16 protein-coding genes and 1 pseudogene are annotated in these 20,250 nt (G+C 56.0%); 11 read left to right on the plus strand and 6 right to left on the minus strand.

Annotated features, from left to right (window positions below; translation table 11 throughout):
* Position 1 precedes the first annotated feature (1 nt).
* Complete coding sequence (locus tag AC6I8N_RS02285) at positions 2–1,513, minus strand: sialate:H+ symport family MFS transporter (protein WP_021184191.1); 1,512 nt, start codon at positions 1,511–1,513, stop codon at positions 2–4.
* 409 nt (positions 1,514–1,922) lie between these two features.
* Between AC6I8N_RS02285 and licT the strand changes: the two genes are divergently transcribed.
* On the plus strand, positions 1,923–2,786 hold the full coding sequence (licT, locus tag AC6I8N_RS02290; RefSeq protein WP_021184192.1) for a BglG family transcription antiterminator LicT: 864 nt from the start codon (positions 1,923–1,925) through the stop codon (positions 2,784–2,786).
* Between the two features lie 22 nt (positions 2,787–2,808).
* Here the strand turns inward: licT and AC6I8N_RS02295 are convergent, their stop codons facing one another.
* The 4 genes from AC6I8N_RS02295 to AC6I8N_RS02310 form a co-directional block, all read right to left on the minus strand.
* Positions 2,809–3,792 (minus strand): IS110 family RNA-guided transposase, encoded by a 984-nt coding sequence (locus tag AC6I8N_RS02295; RefSeq protein ID WP_497829959.1) that lies wholly within the window; start codon positions 3,790–3,792, stop codon positions 2,809–2,811.
* A 243-nt stretch (positions 3,793–4,035) separates the two neighbouring features.
* Positions 4,036–5,430: a glycoside hydrolase family 1 protein gene (locus tag AC6I8N_RS02300; protein WP_021184193.1), complete on the minus strand. Its 1,395-nt coding sequence runs from the start codon at positions 5,428–5,430 to the stop codon at positions 4,036–4,038.
* Between the two features lie 15 nt (positions 5,431–5,445).
* A complete protein-coding gene (bglF, locus tag AC6I8N_RS02305) occupies positions 5,446–7,311 on the minus strand; it encodes a PTS beta-glucoside transporter subunit IIABC (protein WP_208724671.1) in 1,866 nt (621 codons plus the stop codon).
* Positions 7,312–7,529: 218 nt separating this feature from the next.
* Complete coding sequence (locus AC6I8N_RS02310) at positions 7,530–8,480, minus strand: LysR family transcriptional regulator (RefSeq protein ID WP_497829960.1); 951 nt, start codon at positions 8,478–8,480, stop codon at positions 7,530–7,532.
* A 147-nt stretch (positions 8,481–8,627) separates the two neighbouring features.
* Here AC6I8N_RS02310 and AC6I8N_RS02315 point away from each other — a divergent pair, with 147 nt between their 5' ends.
* The 9 genes from AC6I8N_RS02315 to AC6I8N_RS02355 all read left to right on the plus strand — a co-directional run bounded on the left by AC6I8N_RS02315 (position 8,628) and on the right by AC6I8N_RS02355 (position 17,534).
* A complete protein-coding gene (locus tag AC6I8N_RS02315; RefSeq protein WP_497829961.1) occupies positions 8,628–9,584 on the plus strand; it encodes a PDR/VanB family oxidoreductase in 957 nt (318 codons plus the stop codon).
* A complete protein-coding gene (locus AC6I8N_RS02320) occupies positions 9,581–10,786 on the plus strand; it encodes an amidohydrolase family protein (RefSeq protein WP_497829962.1) in 1,206 nt (401 codons plus the stop codon). The genes AC6I8N_RS02315 and AC6I8N_RS02320 overlap by 4 nt, the downstream gene beginning before the upstream one ends.
* Complete coding sequence (locus AC6I8N_RS02325; protein ID WP_021184198.1) at positions 10,776–11,231, plus strand: RidA family protein; 456 nt, start codon at positions 10,776–10,778, stop codon at positions 11,229–11,231. Before AC6I8N_RS02320 ends, AC6I8N_RS02325 begins: the two co-directional genes overlap by 11 nt.
* Positions 11,232–11,245: 14 nt before the next feature.
* Positions 11,246–12,124 carry a creatininase family protein gene (locus tag AC6I8N_RS02330; RefSeq protein ID WP_208724674.1) on the plus strand — a complete coding sequence of 293 codons (879 nt, stop codon included), beginning with the start codon at positions 11,246–11,248 and terminating at the stop codon, positions 12,122–12,124.
* 14 nt (positions 12,125–12,138) lie between these two features.
* Entirely contained in the window at positions 12,139–13,110 is a 972-nt protein-coding gene (locus tag AC6I8N_RS02335) for an ABC transporter substrate-binding protein (RefSeq protein WP_497829963.1), read from the plus strand.
* Positions 13,107–13,940 (plus strand): ABC transporter ATP-binding protein, encoded by an 834-nt coding sequence (locus AC6I8N_RS02340; protein ID WP_415173128.1) that lies wholly within the window; start codon positions 13,107–13,109, stop codon positions 13,938–13,940. Before AC6I8N_RS02335 ends, AC6I8N_RS02340 begins: the two co-directional genes overlap by 4 nt.
* Positions 13,940–14,740 carry an ABC transporter permease gene (locus AC6I8N_RS02345; protein WP_208724676.1) on the plus strand — a complete coding sequence of 267 codons (801 nt, stop codon included), beginning with the start codon at positions 13,940–13,942 and terminating at the stop codon, positions 14,738–14,740. The genes AC6I8N_RS02340 and AC6I8N_RS02345 overlap by 1 nt, the downstream gene beginning before the upstream one ends.
* 23 nt (positions 14,741–14,763) lie before the next feature.
* The gene (locus AC6I8N_RS02350; protein ID WP_208724677.1) at positions 14,764–16,155 is read left to right on the plus strand and encodes an FAD-binding oxidoreductase; all 1,392 of its coding nucleotides are present in this window, start codon (positions 14,764–14,766) and stop codon (positions 16,153–16,155) included.
* Positions 16,156–16,256: 101 nt separating this feature from the next.
* Positions 16,257–17,534 (plus strand): TonB-dependent receptor, encoded by a 1,278-nt coding sequence (locus AC6I8N_RS02355; protein WP_021184204.1) that lies wholly within the window; start codon positions 16,257–16,259, stop codon positions 17,532–17,534.
* A gap of 84 nt (positions 17,535–17,618) precedes the next feature.
* On the opposite strand, the pseudogene AC6I8N_RS02360 reads toward AC6I8N_RS02355, so the two are convergent.
* Positions 17,619–18,209: pseudogene (locus tag AC6I8N_RS02360) on the minus strand (trehalose-6-phosphate synthase); the annotation flags it as partial.
* Positions 18,210–18,340: 131 nt separating this feature from the next.
* Between AC6I8N_RS02360 and kup the strand changes: the two are divergent.
* Positions 18,341–20,206, plus strand: a complete 1,866-nt coding sequence (gene kup / locus AC6I8N_RS02365; RefSeq protein ID WP_497829964.1) for a low affinity potassium transporter Kup — start codon at positions 18,341–18,343, stop codon at positions 20,204–20,206.
* Positions 20,207–20,250: the final 44 nt, after the last annotated feature.

The following is a 20,250-nucleotide window of genomic DNA, read 5'->3' on the forward strand; positions in this document are numbered from 1 at the left end:
TTCAGGGTTTGCCTGAGTTAAGCGGGGTAAGATGTTGGGCGGCACGTTCTTCACGGGTGAACGCGCCAGCAAGTGGGGTGCCATCGACGGTGTCGTAGTGACGCAGCGCCTGCGGTTTTAACCAGCGCTGCACGCGCGACGGCATATCAAAGCCAATCAACAACATCACGACGAAGGTCAGGCCAAACGACAGGCCGCCAAGCGCGCTACCCAGTGAGGCATGCTGCGCGATGAGCGCGCCCAGCACCGGCGCGAGTGCACCGCCGAGTGAGCCGATGTTGTAGATAAAGCTGAGGTTGGCTGCGCGCTGCTCGGTATCGAAGTAGCCACTGATCATCTTCGCCAGCAGGCCGCCGACGCCCTGGCTGAACAGTTGTTGCAGGAAGATCAGCAGGCACAGTAACCAGACGCTGGAGCCGTTGAGCATAAATACCGGGATGATGATCATCTGGGCGATCAGCAGACTCAGTACATAGGTTTTGCGCGTACCGATGCGATCGGCGGCGATCCCCGCCACGCAGCAGCCAAGGCCCATGCCGAAGCGGCTAAAGGAGAACACCAGCGCGACCACTTCTGGCGAGTAGTGCAACTCAGTTTTCAGGTAAGTGGGCAGCAGCGCGTGGATCGGCCAGCCGTAAAGAAACACGCAGACGATAGTGACGGTGAGCATCAGGCTGGTGGGCCAGCGCTCGCCGCCGCTCTGCACCAGAAAACGGATAAAGATTGCCGCGATGATCACCGCCAGCACGCCGGTCACCACCCCGGAGGTCTGGTGGTCGAAGCAGAAGTAAAGCGACACGGCGGCGGCCAATCCCAGCAGCAGGTTGAGGGTGTTACGTAAGCGGTTTGGCCCACGAAACAGCGTGTCGATCATGGTTTCCGCGGGTTTGGCAGCTTTGGCTTTGGCCGCCGCCCACTCTTCGGCTTCCGGAATGGCGCGGCGCAGCCACAGGGCATAAAACACCGGGATAATGCCGAGGTAAAACAGCGAGCGCCAACCCCACAGCGGAACCACCCAGCTATACGCCAGCACCGACAAAATAGCCCCGGCAGAAAAGCCGGAATTGAGGAAGGCGCTGGCTTTATTGCGCATATCTTTCGGCCAGGTTTCGATGGCATAGGCAGAACTGGTGCCATATTCACCGGCCATGCCGATTCCGACCAACACGCGTGCAATAAACATCCAGGTATAATTGGGTGCGATACCGCAGGCGAACGTGCCACCGGCAAATAATATAATGCTGGTGATCATCGCACTTTTACGGCCATATTTATCGCCCATAGCACCGAGTGCCAATCCACCAAACCAACGCAAAATAAATGCGGCAGAAATTAACGCCGCCGCTTCCGCCGTGGTGACATTAAATTCCGCCATTATTTCGGTCAGGACTAAGGTAATAATGACGAAGTCAAAACCGTCCAGCATATAACCCATCCATGCGGCCCAGAATGCCTTCCATTGCTGGCGATTCAGCCGTTTATACCAGGGTAATAGCGTCGTTTCTTCAGGCATGGCTGACTCCTGATGTTATTTATAGGGTAAGGGAAATAAGGGGCGTGCGGGCACGTCCGGTTCAGGGTGTTTATTTTTCTGTTTGATGAAGCCTACCGGATAAATAGCGTGTTACGGATGTTGTGTTACGGCTAACGGTGGAGTGATCACGAAATAAAAATCAGGGTTTATTTAACTCAATGATAAATAAATTTATTGAATTTTATTATGGGGGAATAAATTTATTGTATGGACCTCTGCTATCATCAGTGAAAAGAAACGGAGCCGGGTCACATTTATCCCGATTTCAGCTTGCCGTGTGATGCCAGGCATTTATGATGGAGCGGATTGTTACTGTGTTCCTCCACACAGGCAAAACCTGACAGCTCGCTTCGCGGGAGGTCAGGTTTTTTCGTTTTCAGGGTGCCAAATGAAGATTGCGAAAATACTTAATAATAATGTGGCCATCGTGCTGGGCGAGCAGGGCCAGGAACAGGTGGTGATGGGACGCGGGTTAGCGTTCAACAAGCGCATTGGCGATCCGTTGGATGCGCAGTTGATCGAAAAAGTGTTTGCGTTGCAAAACCATACGCTGACCAATCGCCTGAGCGAACTGCTGTCGGAGATCCCGATCGAGGTGATCACCACCACCGAATTGATCATCGCGCGTGCCAGGGAGCAACTGGGATCGAAATTGCATGAAAGTCTGTCGATCGCGCTATGCGATCACTGCAACTTCGCGATTGAACGACATCGGCAAAATTTGCCGATCCGCAATGTGTTGATCTGGGAGATTAAAACGCTCTATCCCAACGAGTACGCGCTGGGGCTGGAGGCACTGGCGATCATTGAGAAACGCCTCGGTGAACGTCTGCCAGAGGATGAGGCCGGTTTTATCGCCATGCATCTGGTGAATGCCCAGCTTGATAACGATATGTCAGATGTCGCGCATATCACGCGGTTTATGCAGGATATTTTGCAGATTGTGAAGTATCGCCTGCAACTCGATTATCGCGTTGAAAGCCTGAGCTATAACCGCTTTGTTAACCATCTGAAATTTTTCGCGCAACGTATGCTGGGTAAACGCGGCGTGTGCAGCGAGGATGAATCGCTCCATGATGTGGTGCGCGACAAGTACCCGGAAGCGTACCAGTGCACCATCAAGGTTGATCAGCATATTCAGCAGAAATACCACTATGCCTTGTCGAATGAGGAGCGGATGTTTCTCACCATCCATATCGAGCGGGTGCGTAAAGAGACGCGGGCGTTGCAAATCGGGGACGATGAAGCCTGATCCGTAGCTACCGTCTTGGACGTCAAGCGGTAGCTGCGTAATTTTCATCCCACTTTATCCGCGTTTTCAGCACCCCGAAGCACTGATGAACCAGCTTGCGCATCACCGCTCCAAGCGCGGCCTTGCTGGCTTTGCCCTTCGCGATTAGCCTCTGGTACAGCGCCTTCGCCGGGGCATTCCACCTGATCGCTACGATCGCCGCCATATACAGTTTCGCCCTTACGTCTCCCGGGCCTGTTTTTGACATCCGCGCACGCCCCCTGACTGAGCTCCCGGACGTTTTCTCCACCGGTACCACACCCAGCCACGCAGCGACCTGTGAAGCACTCCGGAACGGACACGAGCGCAGCACCGACAGCATTGTCGTGCCCACCACGCTGCCTATTCCTTTTATCGATTCCAGCAGCTCACGGTCTTCCTTCAGACCCGGATGATTATCTGTGTGGTCTGAGATGAGCGCTTCAATACGCTTCAGCTCGTCCCTGTGGGCTTTCAGGGTTCTCTCCAGCGAGTCAATGATTTCAGGCGCTGTGCGGGTTGAATGGGCTTTTTCCAGTCGGTTCTCCGCCCGCTGGACATCAGCCTGAAGTGAGTCCCGCAGACGCGTCAGCTCCCGAAGTTTACGGACCTCCGGGGAGGGAGGCACCCAGGCATCAGGCTGTTTCAGTTCGCCATAACGGGCCAGGACGTAAGCATCAACGGAGTCGTTTTTAGTCAGGATAGCCATTCCACGGGCGAACTCCCTGACCCGCTGAGGATTGCTGATGCAGACCGTGACGGGAGTATTTTCATGAAGACCGAAGGCGACGTTTTCGTGATAAATGCCGGTCGCTTCGAGCACCACCATCACCTGTTCAGGATGGCATTTTTGCCTGATTAACCAGTCATTTATCTCCCGGTCAGCGTCGGGATGATTTTTGAGGGTTTTGGTTTTCTTTTTCCCGTTGCCGGGCAACAGGCAGAGGTCGAGTTTGTTTTTACTGACATCAATACCGAGATAAATCATAAGACAGCTCCCTTTCACATGAACCATCACGCCATCTTGCCTTGTACATACGAAGTCAGAGCTTCTGGTTACCGTTCAGAGTAGATGCTGGCGTGAAAGGAGAAACGGAGGGCTTTAAGCTACGGCACAAGATCGGGTCTTAAGCGGCGCGACAAGCTGCCTCCGTTTCGTGTAACGGGTAGCTAACCAGTTACAACTTCAAGATACAAGCGGCGCGATAAATCGCACCGCTACGTGTTTGTGTTACTTCAGTGAGGCACCGTGGCTGCCAATCACTTCCTGATACCAGAAGAAACTTTTCTTACGTGAGCGCACCAGCGTACCGTTGCCGTTATCATCGCGATCGACGTAGATAAAGCCGTAGCGTTTGGAGAACTCTGCTTTTGAAGCGCTGACCAGATCGATCGGTCCCCAACAGGTGTAGCCCATCACTTCCACGCCGTCCTCAATCGCTTCACGCACCTGCACCAGATGGTCATTGAGATACTGAATGCGGTAGTCGTCGTTGATGCTGCCATCGGCTTCGACCTTGTCTTTCGCGCCAAGACCGTTCTCCACGATAAACAGGGGTTTCTGGTAGCGGTCGTACAGCAGGTTCATCAGGATACGCAGCCCTTCCGGGTCAATCTGCCATCCCCAGTCGGAACTGGCGAGATGCGGGTTTGGCACCATCGACAGAATGTTGCCGCGCGCTTTCTGATTCTCTTCTTCATTGGTGGTGACGCAACCGGTCATGTAGTAGCTGAAGGAGATGTAATCGATGGTGTTTTGCAGGTCGCGTTTGTCCTGATCGGTAATGTTGATCTGGATCTGACGGTCGGCAAAGAAGCGTTTCATATAGGCCGGGTAGTAGCCACGTACCTGCACATCACCGAAGAACAGCCATTCACGGTTCTGCTGCATGGTTTCCATCACATCCGCCGGGCGGCAGCTGAGCGGGTAGAGCAGTGCGCCGAGCAGCATGTTACCGATTTTGCCGTCTTTAACGATTTCATGGCAGGCTTTGACCGCACGGCCACTGGCGACCAGTTGATGATGGATGGCCTGATAAATCGCCTGCTGGTCACTCTCTTCCGGCAGACCGACGCCGGTAAAGGGCGCGTGCAGCGACATATTGATTTCATTGAACGTCAGCCACAGTTTCACCTTGTGCTGGAAACGGGTGAATACCGCGCGTGCGTAACGCTCGAAGCAGTCGATAGTGGTGCGACTGCCCCAGCCGCCGTATTTTTTGATCAGCCCGTACGGCATTTCATAATGCGACAGCGTGACCAGCGGCTGAATGTTGTATTTCGCCATCTCGTCGAACAGGCGATCGTAAAAGGCCAGCCCTTCTTCGTTTGGCTCGGCTTCGTCGCCCTGTGGAAAGATGCGCGTCCAGGCAATTGAAGTACGCAGCACGGTGAAGCCCATTTCGGCGAACAGTTTGATGTCTTCCGGGAAGCGGTGGTAGAAATCAATCGCAGTGTCTTTGATACCGAAATCACCGGCGTGGCGTTCAACGCGATCGCCAAAAATGCCTTTCGGTTGCAGATCGGAGGTGGATAAGCCTTTGCCACCGGTCTGATACGCGCCTTCTACCTGGTTGGCGGCTACGGCACCGCCCCATAAAAATCCATCCGGGAAACGTAAGGTCATCTTGTAACTCCTCAATTATTTCACCGCACTGAGCAACGGCGCACAGGCCGTTACCGTTGACGGTTGCAGGGATAAAACATCAATAAATTCATCGCTGTTGCTGACCACCACCGGGGTGGTGAGATCGTATCCGGCCGCCTGAATGGCGCTCAGGTCGAACTCCAGCAACAGATCGCCCACTTTCACCACATCATCGACGGCGACATGTGGAGTGAAAAATTTGCCGTCCAGTTTGACGGTGTCGAGACCGACATGAATCAAGACTTCCGCACCGTCGTCTGCGGTCAATCCAATGGCGTGGTGGGTGCGGAAAAATGATGACACCACACCATCAATCGGCGACACCACGCGGCCATTATCCGGCACAATTGCCACACCTTTGCCCAGCAGGCCGCTGGCGAAGGTTTCATCTTTGATCGAATCCAGCGCCATTACCTTGCCCGAGATCGGGCTAAACACGGTTTGCTTGCGTACCGGCGAGGCATCGCCTGCCGGAGTCGGGGCGGTTTCCACTACCGGGGCGGGAGTGGGCAGGCCAAACAGCCAGGTGGCGACGGTGGCGAACAGCAATGCCACGATGGCACCGGCAAAAGAGGCGTAGACGCTGGCGTCGATGCCACTGGGCGGCACCACCTGAATAAAGGTGAAGATGCTGGGGAAACCAAACGAATAAATGGTGGTATGCCAGAAACCAAGGATTGCGGCACCCAGTGCGCCACCGATGCAGCCAAAGATAAAGGGACGACGGTTGGGTAGGGTGATGCCGTACACCGCCGGTTCGGTGATGCCGAAGATGCTGGCGCTAAAGGCAGAACCGGCCATCGCCTTCACTTTGGCTTCATGGGTACGCAGCATCACGCCGAGGGTGGCGCCAGCCTGGCCGAGCACTGCTGGCATCAGCAGCGGCAGCAGGGTGTCGTGGCCGAAGTTAGTGAGGTTGTTCAGCATGATCGGTACCAGCCCCCAGTGCAGACCGAAGATCACGCACACCTGCCAGATGGCCCCCATCACCGCACCGGCGATGGTCGGGCTGAGGCTGTAAATCCACAGATACCCCTCCGCCAGCATGCGGCTCAGCCAGGTGGCAGCCGGACCGATGGCGAGGAAGGTCAGGGGCACGGTGATAATCAGGCACAGCAGCGGGGTGGTGAAGTTACGCACCGCGCCAGGGGAACGCGGATGTACCACCCGTTCAACCAGGCTGGCAACCCAGGAGGCAAAGATAATCGGGATCACGGATGAGCTGTAGTTAATGATCTCCAGCGGGATGCCGAAAAAGCGTAGATTCTCGCCCTGCTGCTGCTGTTCCAGCGCGGTGAGGATCAGCGGATGGACCAGCGCAGCGGCGATAGCCATGCCGACAAACGGGTTGCCGCCAAATTTTTTGCTGGCGCTGTAGCCAAGCAGGATCGGCAGGAAATAAAACAGGCCATCGCTGGCGACAAACAGCAGCTTGTAGCTGCCGCTCTCCTGATGCATGACGCCCAGCACCAGCGCCAGGGCCAGCAGTCCTTTGATAATACCGGAGGCGATCATTACCCCGATAAACGGGGTGAAGATGCCGGAAACCAGATCGATAAAGCGGGCGAACAGCGTTTGTTTGGGGGCATCGGCACGGTCGCTGTTGTCGTTTTCCAACCCGTGACGACTGGCTACCTGCTGATATACCTCGCCAACGTGGTTGCCAATCACCACCTGATACTGGCCGCCGCTCTCCACCACCATGATGATGCCGGGATTATTCTTCAACGCCGCAGTCTGGGCTTTACCCGGCTGCTTGAGTTTAAAGCGTAAGCGTGTGGCGCAGTGGATCACGCTGATGATGTTGGCTTTACCGCCGACACCTTCGACAATTTCGTCGGCCAGTTCCTGATATGGCATACCTACTCCCGCTGATAATCGCTGTTGTTCTCGGGTTGTCCCGGATTGGAGGCAAAAAAAAACCTAAATCGCACCGCGCTCGAAAACTGAATGCGGTGCGATTTAGGTTTTGCCTGATTTGCAGTAACAATCCTGAATCGCGCCCATCTTCAGCAATCAACGGCAGGCTGGCAAGAGGGGAAAGGGAGAAAGTGTGAGCCGAGTCAAAAATCCCGCTGTTACGGGGCGGGCGGAGGGGCAGTGGTTTGCCCCGCCAGGGCTTCTTCGTTCTGCATCAGGGCAAAAAACGACTCCAGTTCACGCAGCATCATTGAGGCGGCAATCGATAGCTGACGCTGCGGGGCGACGCACAGCGACAGGGTAAACGGCTTCAGCATGCCATCTATCAGCGGGATAAATTTCAGTTCACCACGGCGGTATTCATCCACAATATCCAGCCAACACATCAGGCTGATGCCCACGTCATCGCGAACCAGCGAACGCAGCATATGGATATTGTTGGTGCGGCCTACCTCATTCAGGGTGATGCCGGAGCTGTTGATCAGGGCCTCAAGCGGCTCTGCCAGCATCAGGGGGGCGGCGGGAACGATAAACGGCCAGGATTCACAATGGCTGAAGCGGATAGTTTCCAGCTTGGCCAGCGGGTGTTGGCTGCTGACCACAATACCCAGGCGTAAATCCGCAAACGACTTCACCAGCAGCTCGCGCGAGCTTTGTGGATTGAGCATGATGCCAAAATCGGCGTCGCCATCGGTCAGCGCGTTAGCGATATGGATGTTGCTCATGGTGGTGAGCGTAAAGGAGATACCGGGATACTCGGTGCGAATGCGTTGCAGAATGGCCGAGAAAAAGCCGCGGTTGATGGCATCAATGGTGGCGATATGCACATGGCCGTGACGCAGGCCGCGCAGATCATCGAGCTGGGTACAGACGCGACCAAACTCTCGCTGCCAGTTCCTGGCAGCGTTCAGCAAAATTTCCCCGGCTGCGGTCATACGTAATCCTGATGGATGACGTTCAAACAGCGGCATATCCAGCTGCTGTTCCACCCGCAAAATCTGTCGATCGATGGAGGATGCCGAAACATGCAGCGTCTCGGAAGCCTTGCGCAGTGAACCCTGGCGGGCCACCTCGGTGAAGTAGATCAGAAACCGGGAGAAGGCGAACATAGCGGGTGCTCTCTTTTTTGCAACGCATCGTGCGAATTAAACAGATGGACGCTTACACACAGGCAAAATAATAATCGCAATCACGATAAAAACAAGACTACGCGCGGCCTCCCGGCTGATGACGTGTCCGTCGTATGCAGGATTATTATGAAGCAGGCAGAGAATCTGGCTGTCACCGTCATCGCAAAGCAGTTCAACGGTGCTGGCAATGTATTACTGACCCTGGCGTCTGCCAGCGGCCACCCACTACCGGTGTTTACCCCCGGTGCCCATATTGATGTGACCATTCCCGACTGTGGCAAGCGGCAGTATTCGCTGTGCTCGGCCGCCGGGGAGGCACACTATCAAGTTTGCGTCCGTCTCGATCAGGCATCGGGCGGCGGCTCTCGCTGGCTGCACCATCAGGTGCAGACAGGGACGCGTTTAACCATCTCCGCACCACGCAACCATTTTCCGCTGCCGGAAGCGCCGCGTACATTGCTGTTTGCGGCGGGTATCGGCCTGACACCGTTGCTGGTGATGGCTGAGCACCTGGCAACGCAGAATGCCGAGTTCACGCTGCATCTGTTTCTTAAACGTCACGATGAGCTGCCGTTCAGCGTGCGTCTGGACCAGCTTGGCACGCGGGTGGTGCTGCATTACAGCAGCGAGGGCGATAGCCTGCGCCAGCGAGTACCAGAAGACCTCAAAGTAGCGCACAACAGCGTGCTGGTGAGCTGTGGACCGGCGGGTTTTATGGAGCATCTGCATCAACTGGCGCAGCAACATGGCTGGCGTGACGATCAACTGCATAGCGAAAAATTTAAACCTGATGTCACCACGCAATCGATTGCTGGCGACGTGTTCACGGTAGAAATCGCCTCCAGCGGTGCGCGCCACACCATCAATGCCGATGAAAGCATTGCTGAAGTGCTGGAGCGTGCAGGGATCGACATCGAACTCTCCTGCGAGCAGGGCATGTGCGGAGCCTGTATTACCGGCGTGCTGAGCGGTGAGCCGGATCATCGCGATGAAGTGTTGAGTAAGAAAGAGCGCGCGGCGAATGACTGCATCGTGCTGTGCTGCTCACGCGCCCGTTCCCCGTTACTGGTACTTGACCTGTGAACGCGTATCCAGGCGCGACAGGCGCGCGTTTACCCCGCTGGCTGCTCCCGCAGAACTGGCCGATGCATGGCGATCATCCAGTGCTGGCGACGCTACATTTTCGCGAAGATGGCACCCATATCGAGCCAGATCGTGACGTTAGCGGCTATCTGGCGCTGAACGGCGCGCTGGTGCTGCCGCCGTTGATTGAACCTCACGCCCATCTCGATAAAACCTTCACCGTGCAGCGCAGCCCGGCGTTGCAACCGGGCCTGCTGGCGGCGATTGCTGCGATGCATCAGGACCGGGCGCGCTGGAGCGCGGACGATCTGCGCCAACGCGCCCGCCAGGCGCTGAACTGGGCGGTGGAGGCTGGCGTGGGCCTGCTGCGTACCCATATCGACTGGTTCTCAGCCGATGCGCCACTGGCGTGGCAGATTGTGGGCGAAATGCAGCATCCGCTGTGCACTCTCGAACGCGTGGCGTTGGCCCCGCTGACCTTTTTTGCCGATGCCGACCAGGCGGAACATATCGCCGCCCAGGTCGCTGCCAGCGGTGCGCTGCTTGGCGGTTTTATTCACAGCAGCAACTGGGATGCGCAGGCATTTACCCATCTGTTGCAGGCGGCAGAACGCTGGCGGCTGGATATTGATCTGCATATCGACGAAGAACTGAGCCACGACGCACAAGGGTTGCGCTGGCTGGCGCGTTATTTGCAACACCATCCGTTTAGCGGACGTATTACCTGTAGCCACGGTTGTGCGCTGGCGCAGCAGGAGGACGGCGAGGCGATCCTCGATGTGCTGGCGCAACACCGCGTTACCCTGATTGCGCTGCCGCTGACCAACCTGTTGTTACAAGACGCGGTGCCAGGACGCACCCCGCGCCAGCGCGGTTTAACCCTGATTAAAGAGGCGCAAACGCGTGGTATGCCGGTGTTGCTGGGGGCGGATAACGTGCAGGACGCGTTTTGTCCGGTCGGCAGCTACGACCCACTCGATACGCTGTTTAGCGGGTTACTGAGTGCGCAACTGGGCGCGGCTTTTGATGAAGCATCGGCCCTGATTTGCCAGCGTGCGGCGTTACATGACGGTGCAACTCTGCTGGCTAACGATTTTGTCATTTTCCCTGCTGCCGAAGCGGCAAGCTGGCCATTGCGCAGCCGTCACCGCTATCGGTTGAAACAGGGGATCTGTTATGGAGAGTTCACTAATGACGCTTGAAGCTGGGGCGGGTAAACCGCTGGCGAAGTATGCCGCGTGGCGACGCGCGGGCGATTTTATCTTTCTCTCCGGCATCATCCCGGTGAATCCGCAAACCGCGCTGATTGTGCGTGGTTACGACGATATCCCCGCCGAGGCGCAGCAACTGTTGGGGCGTACCGGCGAGTTTTCCACCGATATCAAAGAAGGGCCAATTCTGGCGCAGAGCTGGTACGTGCTGGAGAGCATCCGCACCACCATCGAGAGCGCAGGCGGCCAGATGAGCGATGTGATCAAGCTGGTGCAGTACTTCCGCAATCTGGACCACTTTCCTCACTACAGTCGGGTGCGCAAGTTGTTTTACCCCGATACGCCACCGGTTTCTACCGTGGTACAGGTCAGCGAAATGCTGCCCAGCCCGGATGTCTTAATTGAAGTTGAAGCGACGGCGTGGTTGCCGCAATAACACGAGGAAGCGAGATGTTACATGGTTATATTCCGGCAAACCGCTTTTTGCCGTATCTGAGCTGGACCGATATCGCCACGCTGGAAGACAAAGCCAACACGGTGATCGTACTGCCGACCGGGGCGATTGAGCAACATGGCCCGCATCTGCCGTGCGCGGTGGACAGCGTGATCTCCTCCGGGGTAGTTGGTCATGCACTGGCGCGTTTACCGGCAGAAATTCCGGCCTATGCCATTCCGCCCATCACCTATGGCAAATCGGATGAGCATCTGCATTTCCCCGGCACCCTGACGCTGACCGGTGAGACGCTGCTGCATACCATTCTGGAGATTGGCGAATCGCTGTACCGCGCCGGTTTCCGTAAGTTCCTGATGGTAAACGGTCATGGCGGTCAACCGCAGCCATTGCAGATGGCGATGCGTGAACTGCGTCTGCGCCACGGCGACATGATCATCATCATGCAGGACACTTTCAAAGTACCGAACTGCGCCGAAAGTTTTATGGACGAGAAAGAACGGCAGATGGCGATGCACGCCGGTCATGCCGAAACCGCCCTGATGCTGGCGCTGGCACCCGATACGGTGCAGATGGAGAAAGCCGTCGCCAACTATCCACCGGCGTTCCCGTGCCCGACACTCTCCAGCACCCGCCCGATGGCGGCCTGGGCTTCGTATGATTTCGGCCCCAGCGGCGTGATTGGCGATCCGTTGCCTTCCACCCCAGAGCAGGGCGAGGCGATCCTTGAGTCGCTGGCCATCAGTTGGGCGCAGGTGATCACCGAAGTGCACCAAATGACCTGGGTAACCCGTGCCGAACCGGCGTGGGGCAAAGGGCAGTGGCAGGGCAAAGTTTTAGACCAAAACGACGCAGCATCATTATTACAACCGCGCTAATTCGGGGATCGGCTATGAAAAAAACATTGAGCATTGTCGCCGCGCTTGCTGTGGCACTGTCGGCACCAGGTATGGCCGCCGAGAAATTTACCTTTATGACCAACTGGTATGCTCAGGCCGAGCATGGCGGTTTTTACCAGGCTCAGGCGCAGAATCTGTACCGCGATGCCGGGCTGGATGTCACCATTAAAATGGGCGGTCCGCAGGTGCACACCATGCAGCTGATGGCTGCTGGTCAGGCTGACTGCATCATCAGCGATAACATGCAGGCGCTGGAGTCCTGGCAGCAGGGCGTGGAAGCGGTGCCGGTTGCCACCACTTTCCAGCACTCGGCGATTGTGTTTATTACCCACCCGGATGTGAAAAGTCAGGCTGATTTGCAGGGTAAAACTTTCCTGTTAGCCGCAGAAGCCTATACCTCGTACTGGCCGTGGGCGCAGAGCGCACTCAACCTGAAAAACGCGCGTGTACGTCCTTATACCTTTAGCGTGCAGCCATTCCTCGCGGATAAAACGCTGGTGCAGCAGGGCTACGTGACCTCCGAACCGTTCGCGGTGCAGAAGGCCGGTGCACAGGCCAATGTTTACCCCATCAGCGACTGGGGCTACCCGCCGTATGGCAACAGCATCGTTTGTATGAAATCGACCATCGAAAAACGTCCGCAGGCGGTTGCAGCCTTCGTCAAAGCCTCAATGCAGGGCTGGAAAAACTACCTGGAGAATCCGGCTGCGGGCAATGTGCTGATTAAGAAAGAAAACCCGCAGATGACCGACGAGCAGATTGCCTTCGGCATTGCGCAGATGAAGAAGTACCAGATGCTGACCGGCGGCGATGCGCAGACCGGGGGTATCGGCATCATGACCGTACCGCGCCTGAAGCAGACCTGGCAACTGCTGGTGGACAACAAGCTGATCGACCCGGCGAAAGTACCGTTTGACGGCAGCTACACCCTGAAATTCATTCAAGACGTGAAGGTTATGCCATGAATGCCGCCAGCCGACTGACCCTGATGAGCAATGATGCGCAAGCGGTGCCGCTACATGCGGCCTCTCCGGCGATTGAAGTGCTCTCCGCTGAGAAAATTTACCCGAACGGTACGCGTGCCTTGCTGCCGGTAGACCTGACGATTCGCCAGGGCGAATTTGTCTCGCTGCTTGGTCCGTCTGGCTGTGGCAAAAGTACCTTGCTGAAAATGATCGCCGGGCTGATTGAGCCGAGCGATGGCAAGTTGATGCTGTTTCGGCGCGATCGCCGGGAAAAACAGCGCGATCTGCCGTTATCGTTCGTGTTTCAGGAGGCGACGCTGATGCCGTGGAGCAGCGTGCACAAGAATGTGCGCCTGCCGCTCGACTTAGCCGGCGTGCCGCGTGCCGAAGCCGACACCCGCGTGCGGGAGATCCTTGAACTGGTCGGTCTGGGGCAGTTTGGTCATGTGCTGCCGCGCGAGTTGTCCGGCGGTATGCAGATGCGTGTGTCGATTGCGCGTGGTCTGGTGACGCGGCCAAAGGTGTTACTGATGGATGAACCCTTCGGAGCACTGGATGAGATCACCCGTAACAAGCTGGACAGCGACCTGCTGCAACTGTGGCAGGAGCAGAAGCTGACGGTAGTGTTTGTCACTCACTCGATTCAGGAAGCGGTGTTCCTGTCGCAGCGGGTGATCATGATGGCCGCCAGACCCGGGCGCGTGGTGGATGATATCAGCATTGATGCGCCGTTCCCGCGCGATGATGAGTTCCGTGTCAGCCAGCAGTTTACGCAGTATGCGCAGCAGTTGCAGCGCGGTCTGTTTGCCGCCAGTCAGGAGAGCAAATAATGAAGAAGCCCTTAGCCGCGCAGCGTAAGTTTCAGCAGTGGTTGTTCCCGGCGCTGTTCGCCATCGTATTGTTATTGTTGTGGCAGTTTCTGGTCACCACGCTGAAGGTGCCCGCCTTTCTGGTGCCGTCGCCGGTGGTAGTGGCGCAGAGCCTGGTGCAGAACTTCCCGACGCTGTTTATGTCCTTGCTTTACACCCTGAAGATCACCGTGATCTCCTTTGTGGTGGCGATTGTGATTGGCTCCATCGTGGCGTTTTTGCTGGTGCAGAACCGCTTTATCGAAAGCGCGTTGTTTCCTTACATCGTGTTTTTACAGGTAACGCCGATTGTGGCGATTGCGCCGCTGATCATCATCTGGGTGAAAGACACCACCATGTCGCTGGTGGTGTGCGCCACGCTGATGGCGGTATTTCCCATTATCTCCAACACCACCCAGGGACTGCGTAGTGTCTCGCCGGGGTTGCTGAGCTATTTCAAACTGAACCATGCGTCGCGTTTGCAGATTCTGCTGCGCCTGCGCATTCCTTCGGCGTTGCCGTACTTCTTTGGCGCGCTGCGTATCTCCAGCGGCTTGTCGCTGATTGGCGCGGTGGTGGCGGAGTTTGTTGCTGGCACCGGCGGCACCGATACCGGGCTGGCGTACCAGATTTTGCAGGCCGGCTATCAGCTCAATATTCCGCTGATGTTTGCCGCGCTGCTGCTGATTTCTCTGGCGGGTTTCCTGCTGTTTGCCCTGATGTCGTGGCTGACGCGCCGCGTATTGGCGGCCTGGCATGAGAGCGAACTTAGCCCGACCTGATACCTCAACTACAGGAAAGAAAGATGTCTGATTCCGATCGTCAGTCTGCACTGGCGGCGCTGGTTGCGGCGTTGCCTGAACTTGACTGGATTAAAGAAGCGCCGAAGGTCAAACGCCTGTCGCGCGATTTTCACTGGTTCAGCCCGGTGCTGAAACCGCAACTGGAAGAGAAGTTCGCCGAGCTGGCGGTGCGCCCGCGTGATGAGCAGGAGCTGGCGGCGGTGGTGGCTGCCTGTACTGCCCGCCGCATTCCGCTGAATCTGCGGGGTGGTGGCACCGGCAACTACGGTCAGCTGATTCCGCTTAACGGTGGGTTGATGGTCGATATGACCAAACTCAACGCCGTGGTGAGCATGGGGCAGGGCACGGTCTGTGCGCAGGCCGGGATTCGCCTCGGTGATCTGGAAGCCCATACCCGGCCGCTCGGTTGGGAGCTGCGTTGTATGCCGTCCACCTGGAAGCTGGCGACTCTTGGCGGTCTGTTTGGCGGCGGTTTTGGTGGCGTGGGTTCCATCAACTATGGCCCGCTGGCAGCACCTGGCAATGTGTTGTCGGTGAAGCTGATGACAATGGAAGAGACGCCGCGCATCCTGACGCTTCAGGCACCGGACGCCTTGCTGCTGCACCACGCTTACGGCAGTAACGGCATCGTGCTGGAAATCGAGCTGGCGCTGGCTCCGCGTCATGACTGGATCGAACGTCTCGACACCTTTACCAGTTTTCCGGCGGCGATGGCCTTTGCTGATGCCCTGGCAAAATCGCCGGGGCTGGTGAAGCGTCAGGTGGCGGTGATGGCTGCGCCGGTACTGGATTACTTCACCGATCTCGCTGACGCGGAGGTGGCGGGACAACACGGCGTGATTTCGGTGGTCGGTGTGGAGAGCGACCGTCTGCTGCCATCATTGCTGACACAGCATGGTGGTCGCAGCGCGTTGCATTTTGCCGAGGGTGAGAACCACGGCCATTCGCTGATTGAATATTGCTGGAACCACACCACGCTTCAGGCGCTGAAAGTGGATAAAACCCTGACCTATCTGCAAACCGCCTATGCAGCGGAAAATTACCATCAGCAGGCGTTGGCGATGGAAGCGCAATTATCAGATGAAGTGATGTCGCATATTGAATTTCTGCGCGATATGAACGGCACCTTAACCTGTAGCGGCTTGCCGCTGGTGCGTTTTAGCGATGAAGATCGCCTGAATGATATTATGCAAATTTACCGTGATAACGGTGTGAAAATAAATAACCCGCACGTTATTCATATTGAAGATGGTAAACAGGGCATGGTGCGGGCGGATGTTGTTGCTATGAAACGCGCCTGCGATCCGTATAATTTACTTAATCCCGGCAAATTACGTGGCTGGGAAGTGCGCGATACATTGCCGGATGTGAAAATAACCGGTGTAAATAATTAATCAATAATAAAACTTTTTTACAGCAAAGCGAGCCACCACCGCACATTTATTGTGCGGGTGGCCATGCTTTGCTCTTTTAAAAAGTGACGAGGCTTGGGACTATGCAATTAAAAACACTGAGTGGTGCGTGTCTTGCTGCGCTGTTTTTCCCGCTTGCTCCGGCTGCACTGGCGGCAACACAGAGCAATATCAGCGATTGTCAGTACGGTGCGAGTGGCGTAAATAGTTTTACCGATATCTTCACCTGCGGCACCGTGAGCGGTAGTTTGCGTACGCTGTATTATTCGACGCATAACGCCTATTTCTCCAAAGGGTTTAATCAGGATACCGTGAGCTACGGTGGCAGCATCAAGTATGAAACCGCGCCGTTTTATGGTTTTCGTGCTGGCGTCAGCGGTATTTTCCTGCGTGGTATCGATCATCCGGATGAAGCAAATACCATCAGCGATATTGGCGATAATCAAACCAACGTCGGTGAAGCTTATTTAAGCTGGCAGCAGGATGATTTTAAAATAACGGCCGGTGATCAACGAATCAATATTCCTTTTGTCGGTGATTACGACTGGCGTATTACGCCAATTCTGTTCCGTGGCGTTGATGCGAATTACGGCGACAGCACCAATTATCTGCATGCCACTAAAGTCTGGCGTTATAAACCGTGGGGTGACGATCAGTTTCTTAATACCACGGCGTATACTGATGTTGATGAACGCACCAACGGCATGTGGGCGTTGGGCGGTGGTCGCGGTACGCAGTGGGACGGTAAAAAACTCACCGGCCAGTTGTGGTATCAGGAGTACGCCGATTACACCCGTCTGGTGTATGGCGAGAGTCATTTGCAATGGCAGGATACGCTGTTCCAGCCGGACCTGGGCGTGCAGTTTATTCGTGGCACCAGCCTTGGCAAAGCGCTCGCCGGTGAAGTCAACAGTACCTCTTACGGTGCTCAACTGGCGCTGACCTTTACCCCAGCCCTGAGCTGGAAACTGGGTTATGACCACATTGCCGCCAGCGGCAATAGCTGGAACAACGGCTCGCTGGTTACCCCATACGCGCACAACACCTCGTCCGGTCCTTACTTTGCGCAGCCGTTCTTTACCAGTACCCAGGATCTCGGCAGCGGCAACGCCTATATGACCAACCTGAACTATGTAATGAATGAAAACCTGTCGCTCGGGACGCAGTATTCATTTATGGATCTGAAACCGTCACCGGCGTCGGCCAGCATCAACCAGTCGGAATATCTGGTGTATTTCACCTGGAGTTTCAGTGGCGTGTTGAAGGGCCTGAGTCTGACCGATTTCGCCGGGGTGCAGACATCTCCGTTGTATGATTCTCACTTCTGGCAGAACCGTTTGAGCCTGCAATACGATTTTTAAATCCTCGGGGGCTTTGCGGCCTCCCGTTTTATCTTCGTAACGGCGCGATAAATCGCGCCGTTACGTCAGGGTTGTTACCTGAAACTAATATCTCAACCTCCCCACCATTTTGGCTGTCACCACCAAACTTCCCGCCATTACAGCTGCTTCATCACTTTCTGACTCATGTAGATCAGCCAAAAAACCGGCTGCCCACCCGTGGCAATCCTGACGGTGGATGCCTTTCATCAACCGTGCATGGCGATTCTGACGTTCACTGAGCGGAATTCGCAACGCGGTATGGATGGCGTCGGCGATGGCATCCGGGTCATAAGGATTGACGATCAACGCGCCATCCATATGTTCCGACGCCCCGGCAAACTGCGACAGGATCAGCATGCCGGGGTTGGCCGGATCCTGCACCGCCACATACATCTTTGCCATCAGGCTGATACCTGCCATCAGTGGCGTCACCAGCGCGACGCGGGATGCGCGATAAATCCCTGCCTGCTCCTCACGGCTGTAAGATTTGGTCAGATAACTGACGGGGCACCACTCCAGCGTGCCACCGAGACGTTCGCAACGAAATCCGCTCTCCACCCACAGCAGAAAGTTGTTCATGTCCTGGCTGGTCTGAAAACCAATCAGATCGCAACACAGCAACGACTCAGCCAGCCATTGCCAGTCCGGGATGGCGGGCGGATATAAAAATCAGGCAAAAACGGGAGGTTATGCGCGTTACTCTCCGCATCAGCGGCAGGGGCAGCAGCTATAATATGCTCATTCGCTTTGCTGTCCGTAACCCCCAGTGAAAGGATGCCTCTCTTATGGCTTCAACTAAGCAGTCTCTCCCGGCAGGTATGCTGGCAGCGGCCGGTATCGTGTTTGGTGATATCGGCACCAGCCCGTTGTATACGCTGCGCGAATGCCTTTCGATATTACCCAACGGCGGCATGACCTCTACTGCCGTGATGGGGTTTCTCTCGCTGATTTTTTGGGCGCTGACGCTGATCGTCACCGTGAAATACGTCTGCTTTGTGATGCGTGCCGATCACGACGGAGAGGGTGGGATTCTGACGTTGATGTCTCTGGCTCGTCAGCATGTTAGCGGTCGTGCCGGGCATTTTATCGTGTTGGCCGGGTTGATTGGTGGTGCATTCTTTTATGGTGATGGCGTGATCACACCGGCCATTTCGGTGTTGTCGGCGATTGAAGGGATCGAAGTGGTGGCACCCGCACTGGACCATGTGATTGTGCCGCTGTCGGTGGTCATCCTGACCTTACTGTTTATTATTCAAAAACATGGCACCGAGCGGGTCAGTCTGGTCTTTGGCCCGGTGATGCTGGTGTGGTTTCTCACCCTCGCTGCGCTGGGTATCCGTGGGATTGTGATGCATCCGGGTGTGCTGCAAGCGCTGAACCCCTGGTACGCGCTGGAGTTTCTTAACAGCCACAAAGCGCTGTCGTTCGCGGCGTTAGGTATGGTGGTGTTGGCCGTGACCGGGGCCGAAGCGTTGTATGCGGATATGGGACATCTGGGGAAAGCGCCGATTCGGCTGGCATGGCTGATTATTGCGATGCCAGCGTTGGTGCTGAACTACTTTGGTCAGGGAGCGCTGGTGCTGACGGATGCGGATGCTGTGCGCAATCCTTTTTACCTGCTGGCACCAGGCTGGGCGCAGATTCCGCTGATTGTTCTTGCCACGCTATCGACCGTGATTGCGGCGCAGTCGGTGATCTCTGGCGTCTATACCCTGACGCATCAGGCGATTCGCCAGGGATTTCTGCCGCCGGTACGTATTGTCTACACCTCATCGACCGAGTCCGGGCAAATCTATATTCCGGTGGTTAACTGGCTGCTGTTTGCCGCCGTGACCGTCATTATTATCTCTTTCCGCCAATCTTCTGCGCTGTCGTCGGCGTATGGCATCGTGGTGACCGGCACTATGGTGCTGACAGCCTGTCTGGCAAGCGTGGTGGCGTTCAAAAATTGGCGCTGGCCGTTGCCCCTGGCGGTGGTGTTCCTTGTGTGTATGTTGACCATTGATGTCCCGCTGTTTAGCGCCAATTTGATGAAACTGCTCTCCGGCGGTTGGGTGCCGGTTCTGCTGGCGATGACGATGCTGGTGTTGATGCTGATCTGGAGTAGTGAGCGCTCACTGCTTATTCGCCGACTGGCGGATGACCCGGTGGGACTGAAGGCGATGATCAGTTCGCTGGAAGCCGCACCGCCGATGAGAGTTGGCGGCACCGCGATCTTTCTCGCGCGCAAGGAGTATGAAATCCCGCAGGCGCTGCTGCATAACCTCAAACATAACCGCGTGTTGCATCAACGCACCGTACTTTTACATATCCGCACCATCGACACGCCCAGGGTGCATAACCAGAAGCGCATCAGCATGCAGCAACTTTCCCCCTCATTTTGGCAGGTGACGGCTTCCTATGGCTGGCATGAGGTGCCCTCAATGCAGGAGATTTTGCATTTGTGCGGCCTGGAAGGCTTTGGTTGCTCGCTACAGGAAGCCTCGTTCTTTACTTCCCACGACACGCTGGTGATGAAAAAGCGTCGCGGGTTGGCGCGGGCGAAAGGGGCGATTTTCCATTTCTTCCAGCGCAATGCGTTGCGTGCTCATGAACAATTTATGATCCCTGCCAACAGGGTGATTGAGTTAGGCGGGCAGAGGGAGTTTTGATATGAAGAGACAAAGACGTTCTGGCAGAAAGGTTTTTTAAATGA

The sequence above is a fragment of the Pantoea sp. X-Soil-TKNS-1279 genome (assembly GCF_059730565.1).

Bases quoted from the DNA above. Each gene is read 5' to 3' on its own strand.
- AC6I8N_RS02300 (WP_021184193.1), bottom strand. From the start codon at position 5,430: ATGACCTTACGTTTCCCGGATGGATTTTTATGGGGCGGTGCCGTAGCC.
- AC6I8N_RS02340 (WP_415173128.1), top strand. From the start codon at position 13,107: ATGAATGCCGCCAGCCGACTGACCCTGATGAGCAATGATGCGCAAGCG.
- AC6I8N_RS02295 (WP_497829959.1), bottom strand. From the start codon at position 3,792: ATGATTTATCTCGGTATTGATGTCAGTAAAAACAAACTCGACCTCTGC.
- AC6I8N_RS02310 (WP_497829960.1), bottom strand. From the start codon at position 8,480: ATGTTCGCCTTCTCCCGGTTTCTGATCTACTTCACCGAGGTGGCCCGC.
- licT (WP_021184192.1), top strand. From the start codon at position 1,923: ATGAAGATTGCGAAAATACTTAATAATAATGTGGCCATCGTGCTGGGC.
- AC6I8N_RS02330 (WP_208724674.1), top strand. From the start codon at position 11,246: ATGTTACATGGTTATATTCCGGCAAACCGCTTTTTGCCGTATCTGAGC.
- AC6I8N_RS02315 (WP_497829961.1), top strand. From the start codon at position 8,628: ATGAAGCAGGCAGAGAATCTGGCTGTCACCGTCATCGCAAAGCAGTTC.
- AC6I8N_RS02285 (WP_021184191.1), bottom strand. From the start codon at position 1,513: ATGCCTGAAGAAACGACGCTATTACCCTGGTATAAACGGCTGAATCGC.
- bglF (WP_208724671.1), bottom strand. From the start codon at position 7,311: ATGCCATATCAGGAACTGGCCGACGAAATTGTCGAAGGTGTCGGCGGT.
- AC6I8N_RS02350 (WP_208724677.1), top strand. From the start codon at position 14,764: ATGTCTGATTCCGATCGTCAGTCTGCACTGGCGGCGCTGGTTGCGGCG.
- AC6I8N_RS02345 (WP_208724676.1), top strand. From the start codon at position 13,940: ATGAAGAAGCCCTTAGCCGCGCAGCGTAAGTTTCAGCAGTGGTTGTTC.
- AC6I8N_RS02335 (WP_497829963.1), top strand. From the start codon at position 12,139: ATGAAAAAAACATTGAGCATTGTCGCCGCGCTTGCTGTGGCACTGTCG.
- AC6I8N_RS02355 (WP_021184204.1), top strand. From the start codon at position 16,257: ATGCAATTAAAAACACTGAGTGGTGCGTGTCTTGCTGCGCTGTTTTTC.
- kup (WP_497829964.1), top strand. From the start codon at position 18,341: ATGGCTTCAACTAAGCAGTCTCTCCCGGCAGGTATGCTGGCAGCGGCC.
- AC6I8N_RS02325 (WP_021184198.1), top strand. From the start codon at position 10,776: ATGACGCTTGAAGCTGGGGCGGGTAAACCGCTGGCGAAGTATGCCGCG.